This window comes from Streptomyces sp. NPDC127098, assembly GCF_042722465.1.
Lineage (GTDB): Bacteria > Actinomycetota > Actinomycetes > Streptomycetales > Streptomycetaceae > Streptomyces > Streptomyces millisiae.
The window spans coordinates 54,028-73,124 of record NZ_JBHXFJ010000029.1 but is presented as its reverse complement, the minus strand read 5'-3'; the positions used below and the strand labels follow the sequence as shown (position 1 = coordinate 73,124).

The 19,097-nt window shown below is 73.6% G+C and carries 20 protein-coding genes; 13 read left to right on the top strand and 7 right to left on the bottom strand.

Features of this window, described 5'->3' with window-relative positions; genetic code table 11:
• Nucleotides 1–60: 60 nt before the first annotated feature.
• Nucleotides 61–1,863, top strand: a complete 1,803-nt coding sequence (locus tag ACFWI8_RS19615; protein ID WP_387093012.1) for a putative bifunctional diguanylate cyclase/phosphodiesterase — start codon at nucleotides 61–63, stop codon at nucleotides 1,861–1,863.
• A gap of 758 nt (nucleotides 1,864–2,621) precedes the next feature.
• Nucleotides 2,622–2,981, top strand: a complete 360-nt coding sequence (locus ACFWI8_RS19610; RefSeq protein ID WP_387092956.1) for a hypothetical protein — start codon at nucleotides 2,622–2,624, stop codon at nucleotides 2,979–2,981.
• On the opposite strand, the gene ACFWI8_RS19605 is transcribed toward ACFWI8_RS19610, so the two are convergent.
• On the bottom strand, nucleotides 2,967–3,692 hold the full coding sequence (locus tag ACFWI8_RS19605) for a decarboxylase (RefSeq protein WP_387092953.1): 726 nt from the start codon (nucleotides 3,690–3,692) through the stop codon (nucleotides 2,967–2,969). The genes ACFWI8_RS19610 and ACFWI8_RS19605 overlap by 15 nt on opposite strands.
• A gap of 7 nt (nucleotides 3,693–3,699) precedes the next feature.
• On the bottom strand, nucleotides 3,700–4,584 hold the full coding sequence (locus ACFWI8_RS19600) for a decarboxylase (protein ID WP_387092950.1): 885 nt from the start codon (nucleotides 4,582–4,584) through the stop codon (nucleotides 3,700–3,702).
• Between the two features lie 230 nt (nucleotides 4,585–4,814).
• Between ACFWI8_RS19600 and ACFWI8_RS19595 the strand changes: the two genes are divergently transcribed.
• Together ACFWI8_RS19595 and ACFWI8_RS19590 are read left to right on the top strand one after the other, a co-directional pair.
• Entirely contained in the window at nucleotides 4,815–5,789 is a 975-nt protein-coding gene (locus ACFWI8_RS19595; protein ID WP_387092947.1) for a D-2-hydroxyacid dehydrogenase, read from the top strand.
• Nucleotides 5,786–7,228: an amidase gene (locus ACFWI8_RS19590; protein WP_387092944.1), complete on the top strand. Its 1,443-nt coding sequence runs from the start codon at nucleotides 5,786–5,788 to the stop codon at nucleotides 7,226–7,228. Before ACFWI8_RS19595 ends, ACFWI8_RS19590 begins: the two co-directional genes overlap by 4 nt.
• Here ACFWI8_RS19590 and ACFWI8_RS19585 read toward each other — a convergent pair.
• A complete protein-coding gene (locus ACFWI8_RS19585; protein ID WP_387092942.1) occupies nucleotides 7,209–7,727 on the bottom strand; it encodes a DUF3830 family protein in 519 nt (172 codons plus the stop codon). The genes ACFWI8_RS19590 and ACFWI8_RS19585 overlap by 20 nt on opposite strands.
• Before the next feature lie 78 nt (nucleotides 7,728–7,805).
• Nucleotides 7,806–8,387: a TetR/AcrR family transcriptional regulator gene (locus tag ACFWI8_RS19580; RefSeq protein ID WP_387092938.1), complete on the bottom strand. Its 582-nt coding sequence runs from the start codon at nucleotides 8,385–8,387 to the stop codon at nucleotides 7,806–7,808.
• A gap of 76 nt (nucleotides 8,388–8,463) precedes the next feature.
• Between ACFWI8_RS19580 and ACFWI8_RS19575 the strand changes: the two genes are divergently transcribed.
• On the top strand, nucleotides 8,464–9,279 hold the full coding sequence (locus ACFWI8_RS19575) for an NAD(P)H-binding protein (protein ID WP_387092935.1): 816 nt from the start codon (nucleotides 8,464–8,466) through the stop codon (nucleotides 9,277–9,279).
• An 11-nt stretch (nucleotides 9,280–9,290) separates the two neighbouring features.
• Here the strand turns inward: ACFWI8_RS19575 and ACFWI8_RS19570 are convergent, their stop codons facing one another.
• On the bottom strand, nucleotides 9,291–9,764 hold the full coding sequence (locus tag ACFWI8_RS19570; protein ID WP_387092933.1) for a hypothetical protein: 474 nt from the start codon (nucleotides 9,762–9,764) through the stop codon (nucleotides 9,291–9,293).
• A gap of 131 nt (nucleotides 9,765–9,895) precedes the next feature.
• Here ACFWI8_RS19570 and ACFWI8_RS19565 point away from each other — a divergent pair, with 131 nt between their 5' ends.
• Complete coding sequence (locus ACFWI8_RS19565) at nucleotides 9,896–10,225, top strand: hypothetical protein (RefSeq protein ID WP_387092930.1); 330 nt, start codon at nucleotides 9,896–9,898, stop codon at nucleotides 10,223–10,225.
• A gap of 4 nt (nucleotides 10,226–10,229) precedes the next feature.
• Nucleotides 10,230–10,646 (top strand): SRPBCC family protein, encoded by a 417-nt coding sequence (locus ACFWI8_RS19560; RefSeq protein WP_387092927.1) that lies wholly within the window; start codon nucleotides 10,230–10,232, stop codon nucleotides 10,644–10,646.
• Here the strand turns inward: ACFWI8_RS19560 and ACFWI8_RS19555 are convergent.
• Nucleotides 10,631–11,173, bottom strand: a complete 543-nt coding sequence (locus ACFWI8_RS19555; RefSeq protein WP_387092924.1) for a TetR/AcrR family transcriptional regulator — start codon at nucleotides 11,171–11,173, stop codon at nucleotides 10,631–10,633. The genes ACFWI8_RS19560 and ACFWI8_RS19555 overlap by 16 nt on opposite strands.
• Before the next feature lie 112 nt (nucleotides 11,174–11,285).
• Between ACFWI8_RS19555 and ACFWI8_RS19550 the strand changes: the two genes are divergently transcribed.
• From ACFWI8_RS19550 to ACFWI8_RS19525, 6 genes are all read left to right on the top strand, one after another.
• Nucleotides 11,286–12,260 (top strand): LLM class flavin-dependent oxidoreductase, encoded by a 975-nt coding sequence (locus tag ACFWI8_RS19550; RefSeq protein WP_387092922.1) that lies wholly within the window; start codon nucleotides 11,286–11,288, stop codon nucleotides 12,258–12,260.
• A 52-nt stretch (nucleotides 12,261–12,312) separates the two neighbouring features.
• Nucleotides 12,313–13,239 (top strand): ectoine/hydroxyectoine ABC transporter substrate-binding protein EhuB, encoded by a 927-nt coding sequence (ehuB, locus tag ACFWI8_RS19545; protein ID WP_387093009.1) that lies wholly within the window; start codon nucleotides 12,313–12,315, stop codon nucleotides 13,237–13,239.
• Nucleotides 13,236–13,997, top strand: coding sequence for an ectoine/hydroxyectoine ABC transporter permease subunit EhuC (ehuC, locus tag ACFWI8_RS19540; RefSeq protein ID WP_387092919.1), 762 nt, complete (start codon nucleotides 13,236–13,238; stop codon nucleotides 13,995–13,997). The genes ehuB and ehuC overlap by 4 nt, the downstream gene beginning before the upstream one ends.
• Nucleotides 13,994–14,653, top strand: a complete 660-nt coding sequence (gene ehuD / locus ACFWI8_RS19535; protein ID WP_387092916.1) for an ectoine/hydroxyectoine ABC transporter permease subunit EhuD — start codon at nucleotides 13,994–13,996, stop codon at nucleotides 14,651–14,653. Before ehuC ends, ehuD begins: the two co-directional genes overlap by 4 nt.
• Before the next feature lie 7 nt (nucleotides 14,654–14,660).
• Entirely contained in the window at nucleotides 14,661–15,461 is an 801-nt protein-coding gene (ehuA, locus tag ACFWI8_RS19530; protein ID WP_387092913.1) for an ectoine/hydroxyectoine ABC transporter ATP-binding protein EhuA, read from the top strand.
• A 111-nt stretch (nucleotides 15,462–15,572) separates the two neighbouring features.
• Nucleotides 15,573–16,331 (top strand): IclR family transcriptional regulator, encoded by a 759-nt coding sequence (locus ACFWI8_RS19525; protein ID WP_387092910.1) that lies wholly within the window; start codon nucleotides 15,573–15,575, stop codon nucleotides 16,329–16,331.
• Nucleotides 16,332–16,651: 320 nt separating this feature from the next.
• On the opposite strand, the gene ACFWI8_RS19520 is transcribed toward ACFWI8_RS19525, so the two are convergent.
• Nucleotides 16,652–18,997 (bottom strand): polysaccharide lyase 8 family protein, encoded by a 2,346-nt coding sequence (locus ACFWI8_RS19520; protein ID WP_387092907.1) that lies wholly within the window; start codon nucleotides 18,995–18,997, stop codon nucleotides 16,652–16,654.
• Nucleotides 18,998–19,097 lie beyond the last annotated feature (100 nt).

Below are 19,097 nucleotides of genomic sequence, written 5' to 3'. Positions count from 1 at the left end.
GATCGCCACATTTCCAGCGCGGATGCGCCAGCGGGCAGCCGGGGAGCGCCCGACAGCGGCATCCACCAGGCGACCAGTCCCCTCCGGGAGCGATCGGTGAACGGACCCCCCAAAGGACCGGGCCAAGACCCCGAAGGCGGCCTCGGCGCGACCCCCAAATCCTTCACGGAGAGTGAGGTTCTCCGGGACTATCGGGCGGCCTTCCGGATCGCCCACCTGCCGATGGCGCTGGTGGGCAGATCCGGCCAGATCCTGGCGGCCAACCCGGCGCTCGGGCTGCTGCTCGGCGTCGACCCGGCCGACCTCGCTGGTCAGCGCGCCGACGCCGTGACCGGGCTCGGCCTCGACGGCCGCACCCGGGGCTCGTACCACGCGGTGCTGCGCGGCCACAGCGACCGGATGCGCTGCACCAGGCGGCTCAAGCACGCGGACGGGCACACCCTGTGGGCCGAGGTCACCGTGTCACCCACCGGCGACCCGGACGCGCAGTCGGTGGCGCTGCTCGCCGTGCAGGACATCAGCGAGCGCCGCGACCTCCAGCAGCGGCTGCGGCACATCCAGATGCACGACCCGGTCACCCGGCTGCCCAATCGCGCGCTGTTCTTCGAGCGCCTCACCAGCGCGCTCGCCGACTCGGCCACCGGCCGCATCGGCCTGTGCTACCTCGGCCTCGACGGCTTCAAGGCGATCAACGACACGCTGGGCCACCGGGTCGGCGACCAGTTGCTCGGCGCGGCGGCCCAGCGGCTCGCGCAGTGCGCCACGGGCGCCGGCGGGCACTTGGTGGCGCGGCTCGGCGGCGACGAGTTCGCGGTGCTGGTCGAGGGGTCGACGGGCACCGAGCAGCTGACCGGACTCGCCGACGCCATGCTGACCGCGCTGCGACCGCCGTTCGACCTGGACGGCCAGCGGCTCGCCGTCTCCGCGAGCATCGGCGTCGTCGAGCGCAAGGCCGCCGGCACCTCGGCGACCAACCTGATGCAGGCCGCCGACACGACGCTCTACTGGGCCAAGGCCGACGGCAAGGCCAGGTGGACGCTCTTCGACCCGGAGCGCAACGCGCACCGGATGACCAGGCAGTCCCTCTCCTCCACGCTCCGCCCGGCCGTCGAGCGTGGCGAGTTCACGCTGGAGTACCAGCCGATCGTGGGGCTCGCGGACGACGTCGTGCGCGGGGCGGAGGCGCTGGTGCGCTGGAACCACCCGCGCTTCGGCAAGCTCGGCCCGGACAAGTTCGTGGGCCTCGCCGAGGAGAACGGCGCGATCGTGCCGCTCGGCCGCTGGGTGCTGCGGGAGGCCTGCCGGCAGGCCCGCCGCTGGCAGCTCGACCACCCGCGGGGGCCGCTGTTCGTCAGCGTCAACGTGGCGGTGCGGCAGGTGTGGGACTCGGACCTGGTGAGCGACGTGGCGGAGGCGCTCGAGGAGTCGGGGCTGCCGTCCGGGCTGCTCCAGCTGGAACTGACCGAGTCCGCGGTGATGGGCTCGGCCGGCCGCCCGCTCCAGGCCCTGCAGGCGCTCTCCGACATGGGCGTGCGGATCGCGATCGACGACTTCGGCACCGGTTACTCGAACCTCGCCTACCTCAGCCGCCTCCCGGTGCGCGCCCTCAAGCTGGACGGCATGTTCGTGCGGGGCTTCCGCACGGCCCGCCACCTCAACCCGGCCGACGAGACGATCGTGACCTCGCTGGTCCAGCTGGCCCACAAGCTCGGCCTCACGGTGACGGCCGAGTGCGTGGAGGGCCCGGCCCAGGCCGAACGCCTCCGCCGCATCGGCTGCGACACCGGCCAGGGCTGGCACTACGCCCGCCCCATGCCCCCCGCCGACCTCCACCGCCTGCTGTCCGGCGACACGCCGCGCTAAGCGAGCGGCGCCGGAGGCGTCGGAGAAACCACAGAACACCGGCGGGCCGCCCCCTGCCGAGCCGCCAAAGCGGGGGCCTGCGCGGCAACGGTGCGGCTCGCCAACGGTGCGACGCCGCTAGCGCGGCAGGTGCCACAGGCGCCAGGCCGGCGAAGCCGTGGCCTGCGCGGCAACGGTGCGGCGTGGCAGACGCCGGCGGGCCGGCGAAGCCGATGCCCGCGGCGGGCCGCGCAGCAACGGTGCGGCGTGGCACGCCAGCCGGCCGGCCGCGCCAGGCCGACAAGGCCGTGGCGCCGGCAGGCGCGGCCGCGGGCCGCGCGGCGGCGCCTTGGCCCGGGGCCGAGGCCCTCCGCTCAGGCGGCGCCGGCCGGCCGCCAGGCCCTGGTCTCGGCGGCCGCTGGCGCCGGCTGACACCGGCCGGCCACCCCCGCCGAGCCGCCGAAGCGGCGGCATACGCGGCAACGGTGCGGCGCGGCAGGCCGACAAGGCCGTGGCGCCGGCGGGTGGCGGCCGGGGCGGGCACCGCAGGCGCGGCCGCGGGCCGCGCGGCGGCGCCTTGGCCCGGGGCCGGTAGGCCCTCCGCTCAGGCGGCGCCGGCAGGCGCCGCGCCCTGGCCTCGGCACGCCCGACCAGAGCGCCGTGGCCACAGCCGGGCCGGCCAGGCCGCGGCGTCGTGGCCACAGCCGGGCCGGCCAGGCCGCGGCGGTTTGTCGCCAAACTCTGTACTGCGTGTGGTGATGTCGCCATACTGCGCAGCCATGACGATCACTGTTGAGAACATCACACTCACCCAACTCGAGGAGCTTCTCGCGGACGAGAGCACCCCCGTCGTGCACCGCGCGTTGTGGGCGCTGTTGTGGGAGAGCGAGGTGCGGGTGCACGACCTTCTGACGCTCGAGGTGACCGAGGTGGGCGCCGGCGAGTTCGGCGAGCGCGCCGGGGCGCTGCTCGCCGAGCTGATCGGGGGGCGGACGGCGGGGCCGCTGTTCGCCGTCGGGGAGCGGGCGTTGACGTGGGAGCAGGCGGTGCGCGCGGCCGGGGAGCGGAAGATCGCGATCCACGCGTTCCGCACCGGCGGCAAGGCGCACCGCAGGGCGCTCGGCTCAGGCGAAGAGTGAGCCCATGGCCGGGCAGGGCGCGGCGGTGTGGGCGAGCAGCCGCAGCCCCTCCCAGGCGGTGACCTGGTTGGCGGTGAGAACCGGCTTGCCGAGCGCGGCCTCGAGGTCCGGGAGCCAGGCCGCCGTGTGCAGCGCGGTGTCCGGCAGCAGCACCGCCTCCGCGTCCGGGTGGTCGCCGGCGCGGGCCAGCCGCAGCACCTCCTCGCGGCCCCAGGTGCCGACCTCGGCGGCCGTGATGATGCCGCTGCCGCGCATCGCCACCACCTTGATGCCGGCCGCGTGCAGGAAGTCGACGAAGAGCGCGGCCACATCGGTCGGGTAGGTGGCCGCGACCGCCACCCGGCGCAGGCCGAGCGCGGTCGCCGCGCGGGCGAAGGCGAAGGACGTGCTGGACGCCGGCCGGTCGGCGGACGCCGCGAGGCGCCGCACCTGATCCTCCGCGCCGTCCCAGCCGTAGACGAAGCTGGCGCTGGTGCAGGCCCAGACCACGGCCTCGGCGCCCGCGCCCGTGAGCTCGTCGACCTTGGCCGTGAGCCGGTCGACGGAGCCCATCTCCAGCAGCGCGTCCACCCGGTGCGCGTCGGTGCCGATGTCCGTGTGGACCAACGGCAGCAGGACGTCGTCACCCGCCGCGTTGAGCAGGGACTCCATGCGCGGGAAGTCGTCCTCGGCGGAGTAGCCGGGGTACAGGAAACCGACCGTGGTCGTCATGCGGGACTCACCTTTCCTCTTCCGGTGGAACATCGGCCTCGGCGACGAGCTCGACCTCGGCCGCCACGGCGGGCGCGGCGGGCGCCACCGCGGCCAGCGGTGGCTGGTCGGCGGCCGGCGTGACGCCGCCCATCGCCGCCGGGCCGCGGCGCGCGGCCGGGTCGAGCAGGGCCTGGTAGGGGCCCACGGCCTCCCGGCCGATGGCCCGCAGCGCCGCCCAGATCGTGACCTGGTTGGCCGAGATCACCGGCATCCGCAGCTCGGCCTCCAGCTGCGGGATGGCGTCGTAGGTCGGCAGGTTGGTGCAGCTGATGAACAGCGCGTCCGGGGCGTCGGCGCCGGCCACCGCCTGCCGGGCCATGTCGACGACGTCGCGGTAGGGCACCCGCCAGATCTCCCGGGTGAGCCCGAGGTAGCTGCGGCCTGAGACCTCGATGCCGGCCTCGCTCAGGTAGTCCTCCAGTGCGTCCGTGACGGACTTGGTGTACGGCGTCACCACGGCTATCCGGCGGGCACCGAGCTCGCCGAGCGCGTCCAGCAGCGCGCCAGAGGTGGTCAGCGAGGGGATCTCGCCGGCCCGCGTCATGGCGGCCGTCATGGCCCGCTCGCCCGCGACGCCGCCGACGAAGCTGCCGGAGGTGCAGGCGTAGGCCAGGATCTCCGGGCTGACGGCGCTCAGCGCGCGCACCGCCTCGGACAGCGTCTCGTGCTCGCTGACCATCCGCGCCAGGTGCAGGCTGACCTCGACCGGCACGAACGGGGTCCGCGTCACGTGCAGCGACACGTCGTCGGGCACCCATCGCCACAGCTCCCGATCGAGCGCGAAGTCGAACGGGGCGACGACGCCGACGCCTCGTTGCGGCTGCGGCCCACCGAGAAACGAGAGCTCCATGCTGGGCTCCATGTTGGGCATGTCTGACATGTCGGACCCCGATCGAGAGAGCGGAGACGAGGGGCCTCGATTGGCCCTCGGACCGATGAGTGGAAATCATGGGGCGGGAAACGCTGGAGGGACTGGAAGCAACACACCCTCGTCCACGAAGGTAGGGTCCCGTCCCGACCGCGGTCAATCGCGCCTTTCTCCAATGAAACACCCCCTCGTTTCGAAACGGTTTCCCCGCCATGACCCAGCCCCGTGTCCTGGTCCTCGACGCCGAACCTCTCCCCCGCCTCGACCGGCTCGCCGGCCGGGCCGACGTGCTGCACTGCGACGCCGCCACGCTGGCCGACCGGCTGCCGTCGGCGGATGTGTTGCTCGTGTGGGACTTCCTCTCCGACGCCGTCCGGCACGCCTGGCCCGGGCCCGGGCACCGACCGTCCTGGGTGCACACCGCGAGCGCCGGCGTCGACCGGCTGCTCTTCCCCGAGCTGCTGGCCTCCGACACCGTCATCACCAACGCCCGCGGCGTCTTCGACGGCCCGATCGCCGAGTACGTAGCCGGCCTGGTCCTGAGCATGGCCAAGGACTTCCGGGTCGGCTGGGAGCTCCAGCGGGAGCGGCGCTGGCTGCACCGGGAGACCGAGAAGGTGGCCGGCGGCCGGGCCGTCGTCGTCGGCTCGGGACCCATCGGGCGGCGGATCGCCGAGACGCTGCGGGCGCTCGGCCTCGGCGTCACGCTGGTGGGCCGCCGGGCCAGGGGGGAAGTGCGGGGCGCCGACGAACTGCCCGGGCTGCTCGGCCTGGCGGACTGGGTGGTCTGCGCCGCCCCGCTCACCCCGGAGACCACGGGGCTCTTCGACGCGGCCGCGTTCGCCAGGATGAAGCCCACCGCGCGTTTCATCAACATCGGCCGTGGCCAGCATGTGGTGGAGCGCGACCTGGTCGCCGCGCTGCGGGCCGGCACGCTGGCCGGGGCCGCGCTCGACGTGTTCGAGAACGAGCCGCTGCCGGCTGACAGCCCGCTGTGGGACGTGCCGGGCCTGCTCGTCTCGCCGCACATGAGTGGCGACACCTTCGGCTGGCGGGACGACCTCGGCGAGCAGTTCCTCGACAACTTCGACCGCTGGTACGCGGGCGAGCCGCTGTTCAACGTCGTCGACAAGGACCTCGGCTACGTGCCCTCGGGGCCCTCGTCGGAACTTCCGGAGGAACCGTGACCGACCTCACCGCACTGACCGCCTTCACCGCCACCCAGCTGACCGCCGCCTACGCCGCGGGCGAGGTCTCCCCGGTCGCCGTGGCGGAGGCGGTGCTCGACCGGGCCGAGGCGGTCCAGCGGGCCGTGAACGCGTTCGTGTTCACCGACCGGGACGGCGCGCTCGGTGACGCGCGGGCCGCCGCCGAGCGCTGGCAGCGCGGGGCGCCGGCAGGCCCGCTCGACGGGGTGCCCGTCACGGTCAAGGACATCCTGCTGCAGCGCGGCCACCCGACGCTGCGCGGTTCGGCGGCGGTCTCCTCCGCGGGCCCCTGGGACGAGGACGCGCCGGCCGTCGCCCGGCTCCGCGAGTCGGGCGCGGTCCTCGTCGGCAAGACCACGACCCCGGAGTTCGGCTGGAAGGGCGTGACCGACTCGCCGGTCTGGGGCGCCACCGGCAACCCGTACGACGCGACCCGCACCGCCGGCGGGTCGAGCGGCGGCGGCGCAGCCGCCGTGGCGCTGGGCGCGGGACCGCTGAGCCTGGGCACGGACGGCGGCGGCTCGGTGCGGATCCCGGCGGCCTTCTGCGGGATCTTCGCGCTCAAGCCGACGTACGGCCGGGTGCCGCTCTACCCGGCGAGCGCCTTCGGCACCCTCGCCCACGTGGGCCCGATGACCCGCGACGCGGCGGACGCGGCGCTGCTGATGGACGTGATCGCCCGCCCCGACTCCCGCGACTGGTCGGCGCTCGGGCCGATGCACCGCAGCTACCGCAACGCGCTGGTCGGCGGCGCGGCCCGGCTGCGCGGGCTGCGCGTCGCCTACTCGCCCACCCTCGGCTTCGGCGTCCCGGTCCACCCGGACGTGGCGGCGGCCGTGCGGCGGGCCGTGGACCGGATCGCCGAGCTCGGCGCGGAGGTCACCGAGGTCGACCCGCCGCTGCCGCCGCTCGACGAGCTGCGCGCCGCGTTCCACGTGCTGTGGTTCGCCGGCGCGGCCCGGGTCACCGAGGGCTTCGACGCCGGGCAGCGGGCGCTGCTCGACCCGGGTCTGCGGGAGATCTGCGAGGCCGGCGCCCGCTTCTCCGCGCTCGACTACCTGGCGGCCGTGGACGTGCGGATGGCGGCGGGCCGGCTGATGGGCCGCTTCCACGAGGGTTACGACCTGCTGGTGACGCCGACCATGCCGATCACCGCGTTCGGATGCGGCGTGGAGGTGCCGGCCGGCTCGGGGCTGACGCGGTGGACGGAGTGGACGCCGTTCACCTACCCGTTCAACATGACGCAGCAGCCCGCCGCGTCCCTGCCGTGCGGCGTGGACGCGGACGGGCTGCCGATCGGCCTCCAGCTGGTGGCGGCCCGGCACGCGGACGAGACGGTCCTGCGGGCCGCGCACGCGCTCTACGAGGCGGGGGTGGCCGGCGTCCCCGAGCCGCCCGTCATGCCCGCCGGAAGCTGAGCGTCTCGCCGAGGGCCCCGGCCCGCCACAGGTCCTGGCAGGCGTCCGCCATCCGGTCGAGGCCCTCGGTGATGGTCCCCCAGACGATCCCCGGCACCCAGCCGGCGTCCCCGTTGATCAGCAGGTTGTTCCGCTCGTAGAAGAGCGCGAGGTCGACGACGGTGGTCCGGCCGCGGTGCTTGGCGTCCTGCTCGTAGCCGTAGGAGGCGGTGGAGAGCTGGGTGTCGGAGAAGGTGAAGTAGCACAGGTCGCCCGGGATCGGCGTGATCGTCGGGTTCTCCAGCGGCGGCTCCTGCGGCGCGAACGGCTCCACGAGCGCGTAGATCTCGTTCCGCGCGTACTTGGCGTGGTAGACGTCGCCGCCCAGCGGCAGCGCGTCCCAGATCGCGTCACAGGTGACGGGCGCGCGGTCCCGCAGGAGCTTCGCGGTGCAGCTGACGCCGCGCTTGTCCAGGGAGACGGTGATGAACCGCTCCACGACGGTGGGGGACTCGGTCATGTGGGGCCTGCCTCTCGCTGACGCTGACTTTCGCGGGGCGTCTACCCAGCATGCCCGGCCCGACCCGAGCCGACCCGGTCAGGCGCGCAGGCCGTCGACCAGGAAGACAGCGAGCCGGTCGGCGTCGGCAGGACCGACCTGCTCGCGGAGCCAGGCGGCGGCGCTGATCAGCGCGAACACGTCGTTCGCGGTGGCGTCGGCGCGGATCGCGCCGACCGCGCGGGCGCGTTCGGTCAGTGCCTCGCCGGTGGCCGCCATGCGCTTGCACGCGGCGTACAGCTCGGACGTCTCGTCCTCCAGGCTGCCGAGGAACCGGCCGGCCAGCCCACGGTAGGTCGCGGTGTGGTCGGTGACCGCGCGCATCCAGCGGGCCAGCGCCGCGGCGGGCTCCGTGCGCGGATCGGCGAGCAGCTCGTCGCCGAGCGCCATGATCGCCTCGTGTCGCTCCCGGAACAGCGCCTCGAGCAGGGCGTCCCGCGTCGGGAAGTGGCTGTAGAGCGTGCCGATGGCGACGCCGGCGCGGCGGGCGACCTGTTCCAGGGACGCCTCGGTGCCGTGCTCGCGGAAGGCGGCGTCGGCCTCGGTGAGGAGGCGCTCGCGGTTGCGGCGGGCGTCGGCGCGCTGGCGGCGGCGCGGGGGTGCGGCGGGGTTCTCGGGCATAACGTGAGGGGTCCTCGGGTAAGGTGCCGGCGCGGGCTTAATTCGAGACAGCCTCATGTTAACCGTGGAGACCCTCATGATCCTGGTCACCGGCGCGACCGGCACCATCGGCAGCCACCTCGTCACCGAACTCGCCGAGGCGGGCGTCGCCTTCCGCGCCCTGGTGCGGAGCGAGGCGAAGGGCGCGGCGCTCGGCCATCCGTTCGTCGTGGGCGACTTCGACGACGGGGAGTCGCTGCGGGCGGCGCTGGCCGGCGCCGACCGGCTCTTCCTGTGCGGCGGTGGCGCGGTGCCGGTGGCGGACGGCGAGCCGCAGCCGATGATCCGGCAGGAGAAGGCCGCCATCGACGAGGCCCGCGCGGCCGGGGTGCACTACGTGGTCAAGGTGTCGGCGTGGCGGCCGGTGCCGGGCGCGCCCCTGTCGGTCGGCGCGCACGCGGAGATCGAACGCCACCTGGCGGGCTCGGGACTGGCCTGGGCGACGCTTCAACCGACCGGTTTCATGCAGAACTTCGCCCCGGACGGCGCGATCGAGGGAGCGTACGGCCCGGGCCGCGTCGCGTACGTGGACGCCGCCGACATCGCCGCGTGCGCGGCGGCGCTGCTCACCGCGCCCGAGCCGCGCGAGGGGACGTTCGCGCTGACCGGACCCGAGGCGCTGACCCACGCCGAGATCGCCGCCAGGCTGGGGGTGCCGTTCCGCGACCTGCCGCCGGAGACGGCCGCTGCGGCGCTGCGCGCGCGGGGCCTGCCGGCCGGCTTCGTCACCGACCTGCTGACGCTGTACGCGGGGATGGCGGCCGGTGAGATGGCGGAGGTGACGCCCACCGTCCGCGAGCTGACGGGCCGCGCGCCACGCTCGTTCGACGACTTCCTGGCGCCGGCCGGGTAGCCGGTCGGGGCTCACCGTTTCGGCGTGCTCCGGCGGGCGCGGAGTTCGGTGGCGTAGCCGGCGCCGACGGCGAGCAGGCCGGCCGTGAGGGCGAGGGACATGGCCGTCCAGTTGATCCACGTGAGGTCGGGGTCGGACGGGTAGCTGGTGCCGTCCTCGCGGACGCAGTCGAAGCGGAGCGGCAGGTACGACGACTCGTGGTGCGAGAGCCCTTCCCGCACGGCCTCGTCGACGCCGTCCCGACAGTCCGGCGCCGGCACAGAGTCGGCGCCGTTGTTGTAGTCGTGCTCGGCCCCTGAGACGGACAGGAAACCAAGCGAGTAGACGAACGCCGCCACGGCGGCGACCAGCCAGGCGGTGCGTCGCGTCAGGTGGGTTGGCCAGGGAGCGGGGCGCCCCGGAAGCGCCATCACGAGGACCCTGATCAGGGCGATCAACGCGCCGACGGCACACAGCGGGACCAGGGCGAGCCCCACGAGTATCACGAGCGTCTGCTCACGGGTGATGAGGTGTCAGTCATCCAGTGATGCCAGCAGGTACAAGACCGCCGCGGCTGTGACGGGAACCACGTCCACCGTCACAGCGTTGTCACAGTGCGAATTCCGGAAGGAACGAGATGTCCCGCACGGACAAGACCAAGCCGGTCTGGGTGCGTCACGCGGAGCACGAACCCCGGCCGGTGCACGACCACCGTTTCGGCGACTGCGACCTGCCGCCGCGCCCGACGCGGGAGGAGACCGACACCCACTGCCGATGGGAGCACCCCGGCGCGCACATCTTCGGGCACACCTGCTGCTCCGGATGCCAGGACCGCGGCTGCCGCGCGGAATGGCAGCAGTTCGTCAAGGAGAGCAACCGCAGGGAGCGGTACGCGGCCCGGCGTGTGGCGCGGCGGCTCCGCGACGGGGAGACGGCGGGCCGAGGAGGGCGCCGCTTGGCATCATGACCGCATGGCAACCGAATCCAGGCATATCGCCCAGTCCATCGCCCGCCCCGCCGGCGAGGTGTACGCGTACGTGTCGCAGCCGGCCAACGTTCCCGCCTGGGCCGCGGGGCTCGGCAGCGCCGTGGAGGAGGTCGGCGAGGGCGAGTGGTACGCCGAGTCCCCGATGGGGCGGGTGCGGATCGCGTTCGCGCCGACCAACGAGTACGGGGTGGTGGACCACGACGTGACGCTGCCGTCCGGGGACGTGGTGCACAACCCGATGCGGGTGATCCCGGACGGGGCCGACGCGTGCGAGGTGGTGTTCACGGTGCGGCGCCCGCCCGGCGCGAGCGACGAGGAGTTCGAGCGGGACGCGGGGCAGGTGGCGGCGGACCTGGCGCGGCTCGGGGAGATCCTGGAGGGCGGTCAGGCCCGGAGGTAGCGCAGGAAGCAGTCGACGAGGCGGCGGCTCTCCTCCTCGGGTTCCGCGGTCCAGCGGAGGACGCCGTCGTGGGCCTTGAGCAGGAGCAGGACGTCGGACTCGTCGGCGTCCTGCCGCACCTCGCCGGCGGCCTTGGCCGCGTCCAGCAGGCGGCCCAGGGGAGTCTCGGCCTCGTCGCGGGCGCGGAGGAAGACGGCGGTGAACGCGCGGTCCTCCCGCTGGAGGGCGACGAGGTGGGCGAGGTGGTCGACCAGGCCCTGCCACGGGTCGGGGTGGCGCAGGGCGGCGCGCACCGAGTCCGCGCAGCCGGTCAGGCGGTCGGCGAAGACATAGGCGAGCAGATCGTCGCGGGTGGGGAAGCGCCGGTAGAGCGTGGCCGTGCCCACGCCGGCGCGGGTCGCGATGGACTTCATCGGCGCGTCGGCGCCCAGCTCGCGGAAGGCGGCGCGGGCCGCCTCGACCAGGCGGTCGCGGTTGCGCTCCGCGTCCGACCGCAGGGTGCGTCGGGTTCCTTCTCGATCAGCCATACCGCCAGCCATACCACCAGCTCCGACAGAAGTGGGCACGTGCGCCCACTTGCGTGTTACGGTCCTCGAAGTGGGCACCCTAGCCCAGTTCGTCGACGAAAACGAAGGACCGATGACGTACTCACTCCTCGACGTCGCGCCCGTGGCCCCGGACGAGACGCCCGCCGACGCGCTGGGCCGCGTCGTCCCACTGGCCCGGGCCGCCGAGCGCTCCGGATACCGGCGGGTCTGGTACGCCGAGCACCACAACCTGCCGCAGATCGCCTCCGCGGCCACCAGCGTGGTGATCGGCCACGTGGCCGCGCACACCGAGCGGATCCGGGTCGGCGCCGGGGGCGTGATGCTGCCCAACCACTCCCCGTTGGTGATAGCCGAGCAGTTCGGCACCCTCGCCGCGTTCCACCCGGGCCGGATCGACCTGGGGCTCGGCCGGGCCCCGGGCTCCGACCGGAACACCGCCCGGGCCCTCCGTCTGACGGCCGAGGCCGCCGACGCCTTCCCCGAGGACGTGCTCGAACTGCGGGCCTTCCTCGGCGGTGAGCCGGCCGTGCCCGGCGTCCGCGCAATCCCGGGGCACGGCTCGAACGTGCCGCTGTACATCCTGGGCTCCTCGCTCTTCGGCGCCAACCTCGCCGCCGCCCTCGGGCTGCCCTACGCGTTCGCCTCGCACTTCGCCCCCGCCGCCATGGACACGGCCGCCGAGACCTACCGCGCCACCTACCGGCCCTCCGCCCAGCACCCCGAGCCGCACCTGATCATCTCGGCGAACCTCGTCGCGGCCGAGTCGGAGGCGGAGGCCGAGCGGCAGTACCGGGCGGCCCTGCGCTTCCGGGCCAGGGCGCTGCTGATGGGCGCCCGGGACCTCACCGACGCGCAGCTCGACCAGGTGCTCGACTCGCCGGCCGGGGAGCAGATCAGGGCGATGACCGTGCACACCGCCGTCGGCACCCCCGACCGGGTGCACGCCCAGCTCGCCGCGCTGGCGGAGCGCACGGGCGCCGACGAGCTGATGCTCGCGCCCGCCGCCACCGACCACCACGACCGGGTCCGCGCCGTCGAACTGGTCACCGCGCCGGCGCGCGTGTAACGGCCCCGAATGGGGGTGCATGGATCCGTCGAAGGTGGGTAGCCGCGCGGCCATGGCTCCACCGAGAGAAAAACTCCGATCAATTCAGAGAAAGTCAGAGATTTCAGAGACGACGAAAGGCGTCAGTCGTAGGGCACTGCTGGCTGGGATGGCCGCGTTCGGCGCCCTGGGCGCCGCCGGCTGTTCCCGGGTCGCCGCCCAGGGAACGGTGGAGGGCGGCGATCTGCTCGATCGGCTGCGAGAAAGCGGCTCGGTCAAGATCGGCATCGCCAGCGAGCCACCGTTCGGCTATATCGACGACCAGGGGGAGCCCACGGGAGAGGCTCCCGAGGTCGCGAAGGTCATCTTCCAGCGGCTCGGTGTGGACAATGTCACACCGGTTCCGGTCGAATTCAGCGCGCTGATTCCGGGGCTCAAGGCACAGCAGTTCGACGTGGTGTCGGCCGGGATGTACATCAACCCGGACCGCTGCGCCCAGGTGCTGTTCTCCGACCCCGACTACCTGATGCTCGACTCGTTCATCGTGCCGGCCGGCAACCCTCGGGGGCTGCGCGACTACGACGACGTGGCCGAGCAGGGGCTCGTCCTCGCCACCGGCCAGGCGTACGCCCAGATCGACTACGCCGAGGCCGCCGGCGTGCGGGACGTGCTGATCCTGCCCGACCAGGTGGCCGGCCTCGACGCGGTGCTGCAGGGGCGCGCCCACGCGTTCGCCGGCACCAACGTCACGGTCAACGGCGTGGTCGAGGGCAACGACCGGGTCGAGGCGATCGAGCCTTTCCAGCCCATGGTGGACGGCGAGCCGGCCTACGGCGCCGGCGGCTTCGCGTTCCGGCCCTCCGAGAAGAATTTCCGCGACGCGTTCAACGAGGAACTGTTGCGCATCCGGGAAAACGGAGAACTCCTTGAGATCGTGGCACCGTTCGGATTCACCGAGGCGGAGATGACGGACCTCACCGCTGAGGAGCTGTGCCGATGATGACCGAGGGGATGTTCACCAACTACTTTCTGCCGGGCATCTGGATCACCATTCAGGTGACCGTCTACAGCGCGGCGCTCGGCGCTGTCGTGGCCTTTGTGGTCGGCACGCTGCGCACCTCGCGGCTGTGGATAGTCCGTTTTATCGCCGGCTGTTACTTCGAGGTCTTCCGCGGCATGTCGGCGCTGATCCTCATGTTCTGGCTGGTGTTCGCGCTGCCGCTGATGCTGGGCTGGCAGCTGGTTCCGATGTGGGCCGGCGTGCTCGCGCTCGGACTCACCTACGGCGCCTACGGCGCGGAGATCGTGCGCGGCTCGCTGGCCGCCGTTCCGGTGGCACAGCGCGAGGCGGGGGTCGCGTTGGGCTTCACCAGGCTGCAGCGGCTGCGCAGGATCGAGATCCCGCAGGCGTGGCCCGAGATGGTGCCGCCGTTCAACAACCTGCTGATCGAGCTGCTCAAGGGCACCGCCCTGGTCTCCACGATCACGGTCGGCGACATGCTCTTCGCCGGCAACCTGGTGCGGATCGGCAGCAACGAGAGCGCGCCGGTCTACACGCTGCTGCTGGTGCTCTACTTCGCGATGGCCTTCGTCATCACCCGCTCCATGCGGGTGGTCGAGCGGCACGCCAAGGCCGGCGTCGGCCAGAAGGTGGAGCGCCGCGGCCTGTTCTCGCGGCGCGAGCAGCCCCCGCCACGGCGCGGCGGCCCGCCGGGCGACCAGTCGCTCGCGGCCGGCGGATCGGTGGTGGCGTCATGAACTTCGACTGGGACTGGGGAGTCGTCGGCGACTTCATGCCGGTGTTCTGGGAAGGACTCGAGCTCACCCTACGGGCCCTGCTGTTCGGCAGCCTGATCGCCTTCGGGCTCGGCCTGGTCTGGGCGATGGCGATGCGCTCGCCGTTCGCCTGGGTGCGGTGGCCGGTGACGGCGTTCACCGAGTTCATCCGCAACACGCCGTTGCTGGTGCAGCTGTTCTTCCTCTACTACGTGCTGCCCGAGTGGGGTCCTTCGATGTCGGCGCTCACCACCGGGATCGTGGGCCTCGGCCTGCACTACTCGACGTACACCTCCGAGGTCTACCGGGCCGGCATCGACGGCGTGCCCGGCGGCCAGTGGGAGGCGGCCACGGCCCTGAGCCTGCCGCGCCGCCGCACCTGGGGCGCCGTGATCCTGCCGCAGGCCATCCGCAGGGTGGTCCCGGCGCTCGGCAACTACGTCATCGCGATGCTGAAGGACTCCCCGATGATCGCCGTCATCGGGGCGCTCGACATGTTCGGAGAGGCCCGGAGCTTCAGCAACGAGACCTTCACCACCGAGGCGTACACGATCGTCGGCGTCGCCTTCCTCGTCATCGCCTATCCGGCCTCTCTGCTGATCAGATTCCTGGAGCGTCGTCTTGCCCTCACCAGCTGAAACCCCGATGCAGAATCCCTCGACCAACGGCACCCGGGCCAACGGCTCGGAGCTGGTCCGCTTCGACAAGGTCACCAAGCGGTTCGGTGGGACGACCGTCCTCGACCAGCTCGACTTCTCGGTGTCCACCGGAAAGCACGTCACCCTGATCGGCCCCTCGGGATCCGGCAAGACCACGATCCTGCGGCTGCTGATGACCCTGGTGAAGCCCGACGAGGGCACCATCAAGGTGGACGGTGACTACCTCACCCACGAGGAGCGCGACGGCCGCCTCGTCAAGGCGGGCGACCGGCACGTGCGGGAGGTGCGCAAGAAGATCGGCATGGTCTTCCAGCACTTCAACCTCTTCCCCAACATGAAGGTGCTGCGCAACGTCACGGAGGCACCGGTGCACGTGCTGGGCCTCGACAAGGACGAGGCGGAGCAGCGGGCCCGGGAGCTGATCGAACTGGTCGGCCTGTCCGAGCAGTTGGACAAGTACCCGAGCCAGCTCTCCGGCGGCCAGCAGCAGCGGGTCGCCATCGCGCGCGCCCTGGCGATGCGGCCGCAGGTGCTGCTCCTCGACGAGGTGACCTCGGCGCTCGACCCCGAACTGGTGGCGGGCGTGCTGGACGTGCTGCGGGACATCGCGCACAGCACGGACATCACCATGCTGGTGGTGACCCACGAGATGAGCTTCGCCCGGGACATCTCCGACGCGGTGCTCATGTTCGACCAGGGCCGGATCGTGGAGTCCGGGCCGCCGGACAAGATCTTCAGCGACCCGGAGCACGACCGCACCCGGGAGTTCCTCAGCACGGTTCTCTGAGCGATCGGTTCGGTACACGCAGCGACGAACGGCGTCAATGGGCACACCATGGGCGCCTTTCGTCGCTACGCTTGTACGAGCGAACACGGGGAGGATTGGCAGGAGGTCGATGTGGCGATCACGTCCGGGCGCACCGCTCCCTTGCACTCGGTGCGGTACGCGCTGCGCTTGCTCGAGACGGCGGCCGACCACCCCGACGGTCTGACCGAGGAGCGGCTGGTCCAGCGGGCCGGCCTGCCGCCGGGTCAACAGCGCGGCATCCTGCGGATGTTGGTTCGGGAGGGCTATCTGCGGCGGCTGCCGGACGGCGCACTCGCGGTCGGCGAGGCGCTGCTGGGCCTGAGCACCGGCGTCGATCGGCAGCAGGTGCGGCGCGAGCGGTTGCAGGGGGCGTTGGACGCGCTGCGCGACTCGCTGGGCGCCGCCGTCTACCTCGCCCGCTACACCGACGGCGAGTTGGAGGTCCCGCACATCTCGGGGACGCCGCAGCTGCCGGTGGTCAACGAGTGGGTGGACTTCCGCTCTGCGGCGCACGCCACCGCCATCGGCAAGTGCCTGCTCAGCCAACTCGACCACGACGGGCGGCAGGACCACCTCTCCCGCCACCGGGCGGCCCGGCTGACCTCGCGCACCATCACCGACAAGCGGGCGCTGTTGAGCGCGCTCGACCGGCAGCCGGCCACGATGCCGATGCTGGACATCCAGGAGTACGCGGTCGGCACCCTCTGCGCGGCGGTCCCCCTGACGGCGGGCGCGTCGGTCGGCTGCCTGGCCCTCTCGCTCCCCGTCGGCCAGGCCCACCGCCTGCGCGTGGCCGCCGAGGCGCTCAACCGCCAGGCGGCACCGACCCTGTTGACGCTGGCGCTGTGACGCCGCGCCGGCCTTGCGGCCGGCGACCGCCAGGCAGCTCCGCCCCCCGGGCCGGGCCCGGCGACCTCCGGAGGGCTACGCCCTCCTGGCCGGGGGCCGCTGCGCGGCCCACCGGCAGCCGGAGCGGGTCACCCCGCCGAACGGCCGTCGCTCTGCGGGCTGCCGCCCATTGGCCACGCGGGCGCGCTCCTGCGCGCGCAGCGCGCGAAAAGGGCCGGAGGCCGCCGTGGCGGCCGAACGACCGACGCGCGACCCGCCCTCCGCGCGCAGCGCGCGAAGAGGGCGGGTGGGTGGGGAGGACCCGGTGCCGTGGCGTCAGGTCAGTGGCCGTGCCGGGTGAGTGTCGCCGTCAGCGTGGTGCCCCGCAGTGCGGCGAGCTCGGCGTGGAGGCGGATCGTGCCGGGGCCGGACGGCAGGAGGGTGAGGCCGGGGTCGGCCTCGCGCAGGGTGTGGGGGCCGTGCCGCGCGAGCGTCAGCCGCAGGGTCGCCGAGCGGCGCGCGGGGTCGGCGACGGCCACTCGTAGGGTGCGGCCCTCCGGCCGCACCAGCACCGCGCAGGGCGCGTCCGCCGTGACGCCGGCCGCCGTTCCGGGGGAGAAGAAGGCCACGGCCGTCAGTGGGCCGGCGCGGAACGCGTGGACGTCGCGGTCGAGTCGCACCACTTCAACGCCCGGCTCCCGCGCCCTGGCGGCCGTCTCGCCCGCCGTCGCGCCGGGCAGCAGCAGGTGCGCGTGGTGGGCGTCCACGGGGTCGACGCCGTGGTCCTGCCAGAGGGTGACGAAGCGGCGGGTGATGCGCGCCGTCGGGCCGCCCTGGCGGATCTCGCTCCACGCTCCGGTGCGCTCCTCGCGCCGGACGTTCAGCGGCGAGGGGCGGTGGGGGAAGACATAGCCGGCGACGCCCGCCAGGTGCGCCCAGCGCGGCTCAGGTCGGTCGTCCACCGTCAACTCGCCGTCACTCCGGCGGTGTTCGACGACCGTCTCGATCCGGCGGCCGCCGGTCGCGGTGATGCCGGAGCCGGCGGTGAGCACCGCGTCCGGCAGGAAGAGCCAACTCCGGCGCGCCCGCAGCGTGGAGTCGATGCCACGGAGGTCGAGGCCGGCCAGGGCGAGGTCGCCGAGCCGCACCTCGCCCGACCAGGGGGCCCCGGAGAGCGGCACGTTGTCGTTGTCGCCGCCCGCGCCGACCGGCAGCGGCGTGGTGTCGACCGTGACGCCGGGCAGGCGCTTGGCGTCGCAGGTGGGCCAGTAGGCGTCGGTGTAGTGGAACGGGTCGGTGTCCAAGGCGAGTTGGTGCATGCCGTCGCCGGTGTGCCAGCCGCGGGCGTTCTCGCCGTTCATGTACTCGTAGCGGGCGACCCGGTCGGAGTTGAGCGACAGGCAGTACGTCCAGCCGGGGCGGCGGTGGACGAAGCGTTCCATGTCCGGGTAGCCGAAGTGGCCGAGCGGCCCGGCGGCCGGGGTGATCGCCGCGTCGTCCGCCACGGCGGCGACGGCCGCGATCTGGGCCGGCTGCCGGGCGGCGAGCGGTCGCCAAGCGTTGTCGGCGAGCCACGACTTGGCGGTGGCCCGCAGCGCGCCCGCCGCCTCGGCCTCGGCCTCGGCCGCCGGCAGCGCGTCGGCCAGCGTCAGCAGGTCGACGGCCAGCTTGAAGCCGTCGTCGGCGTCGGTGGCGGTGTCGCGGGAGATCGCCCGGCCGCGCACCGCGTCGAGCATCACGCCACGGTGGACGAACGGCGCGAAGGTGCGGTCGATCGCCTCGGTGGTGAGCCGGCGCTCGGCCGCGCCGACGTCCCACTCGGTGCCGGCGAGCAGCAGCATCAGCTCGGCCATGCCCTTGACCAGCACCTCGCCGTAGGTGCCGGGGTAGGCGACCCAGGTGTGCATGAGGAACGAGCCGTCCGGGTGGAAGCCGTCGCCCACCAGCACCGGGTCGACGACGCCCACCAGCGCGGCCGCGGCCAGCGCCAGGCGCTCGGGCGCCGCGCCGAGCGCGCCCCGCAGCGCCACCACCCGGCACAGGTCGACCCGGTTGGCGCCCGTCGACTCCAACTCGCCGCGCAGCATGCGGCGCGGGTCGGGCACGAAGTGGTCGACGGCGGCCAGCAGGCCGGCCCTGGTCTCGGCGTCGACGGCCGGGCCGAGCAGCGTCAGGGTGTCCGTGAGGTGGCGCGGGGTGCCGATCTCCCAGTCCCACCAGTTGCCGTACTGGGCCTGCCCCGCGTGGTAGCGGGCCCGCCACAGCACCCGGCAGCCGGCGGCCGCGCGGGCCCTCGCCGCCTCGTCGCCGTGGAGCGCGCCGCCCTCGGTGGCGCAGGCGACGGCGATGGCGCGCAGCCGGGACGCGACGCCGGTCACGTTGGCCGAGAGCGCCGGCTCCTCGGCCAACGGCAGGTCGGGCCACGGGCTGGCGGCGTCCGGGTCGGTGACCAACGTCGCCAACCGGCCCGCCGCCGACCGGTCCTGGGCCGCCACCGCCTGCGCGTACGCCCCGGCGTACGCGCCGTCCGGCGCGCCGGGACCGACGATGACACGCCGCCAGCGGTCACATAACTCGCTGAACACGTCGGTCACGTCCGAGGCCGACGCCGGCCGAAGCCAGGCCCCCGGCAGGGCCACACCACCCACCGCGGCCAGCCCACGCCCCAACACCGTCCGTCGTCTCACACGAAAAGGTCTACCCGGCGCACGCGCGGCCCCTAACCGGCGGACGCCGACGCAGACACGCGACCGGGCCGCACGGTCACCCGCCCGTCTCGGCGCCCCG

Bases quoted from the DNA above. Each gene is read 5' to 3' on its own strand.
- ACFWI8_RS19605 (WP_387092953.1), bottom strand. From the start codon at position 3,692: ATGACGACCACGGTCGGTTTCCTGTACCCCGGCTACTCCGCCGAGGAC.
- ACFWI8_RS19550 (WP_387092922.1), top strand. From the start codon at position 11,286: ATGACGTACTCACTCCTCGACGTCGCGCCCGTGGCCCCGGACGAGACG.
- ACFWI8_RS19560 (WP_387092927.1), top strand. From the start codon at position 10,230: ATGGCAACCGAATCCAGGCATATCGCCCAGTCCATCGCCCGCCCCGCC.
- ehuC (WP_387092919.1), top strand. From the start codon at position 13,236: ATGATGACCGAGGGGATGTTCACCAACTACTTTCTGCCGGGCATCTGG.
- ACFWI8_RS19600 (WP_387092950.1), bottom strand. From the start codon at position 4,584: ATGGAGCTCTCGTTTCTCGGTGGGCCGCAGCCGCAACGAGGCGTCGGC.
- ACFWI8_RS19575 (WP_387092935.1), top strand. From the start codon at position 8,464: ATGATCCTGGTCACCGGCGCGACCGGCACCATCGGCAGCCACCTCGTC.
- ACFWI8_RS19595 (WP_387092947.1), top strand. From the start codon at position 4,815: ATGACCCAGCCCCGTGTCCTGGTCCTCGACGCCGAACCTCTCCCCCGC.
- ehuD (WP_387092916.1), top strand. From the start codon at position 13,994: ATGAACTTCGACTGGGACTGGGGAGTCGTCGGCGACTTCATGCCGGTG.
- ACFWI8_RS19610 (WP_387092956.1), top strand. From the start codon at position 2,622: ATGACGATCACTGTTGAGAACATCACACTCACCCAACTCGAGGAGCTT.
- ACFWI8_RS19585 (WP_387092942.1), bottom strand. From the start codon at position 7,727: ATGACCGAGTCCCCCACCGTCGTGGAGCGGTTCATCACCGTCTCCCTG.
- ACFWI8_RS19555 (WP_387092924.1), bottom strand. From the start codon at position 11,173: ATGGCTGATCGAGAAGGAACCCGACGCACCCTGCGGTCGGACGCGGAG.
- ACFWI8_RS19565 (WP_387092930.1), top strand. From the start codon at position 9,896: ATGTCCCGCACGGACAAGACCAAGCCGGTCTGGGTGCGTCACGCGGAG.
- ehuB (WP_387093009.1), top strand. From the start codon at position 12,313: ATGGCTCCACCGAGAGAAAAACTCCGATCAATTCAGAGAAAGTCAGAG.
- ACFWI8_RS19580 (WP_387092938.1), bottom strand. From the start codon at position 8,387: ATGCCCGAGAACCCCGCCGCACCCCCGCGCCGCCGCCAGCGCGCCGAC.
- ehuA (WP_387092913.1), top strand. From the start codon at position 14,661: ATGCAGAATCCCTCGACCAACGGCACCCGGGCCAACGGCTCGGAGCTG.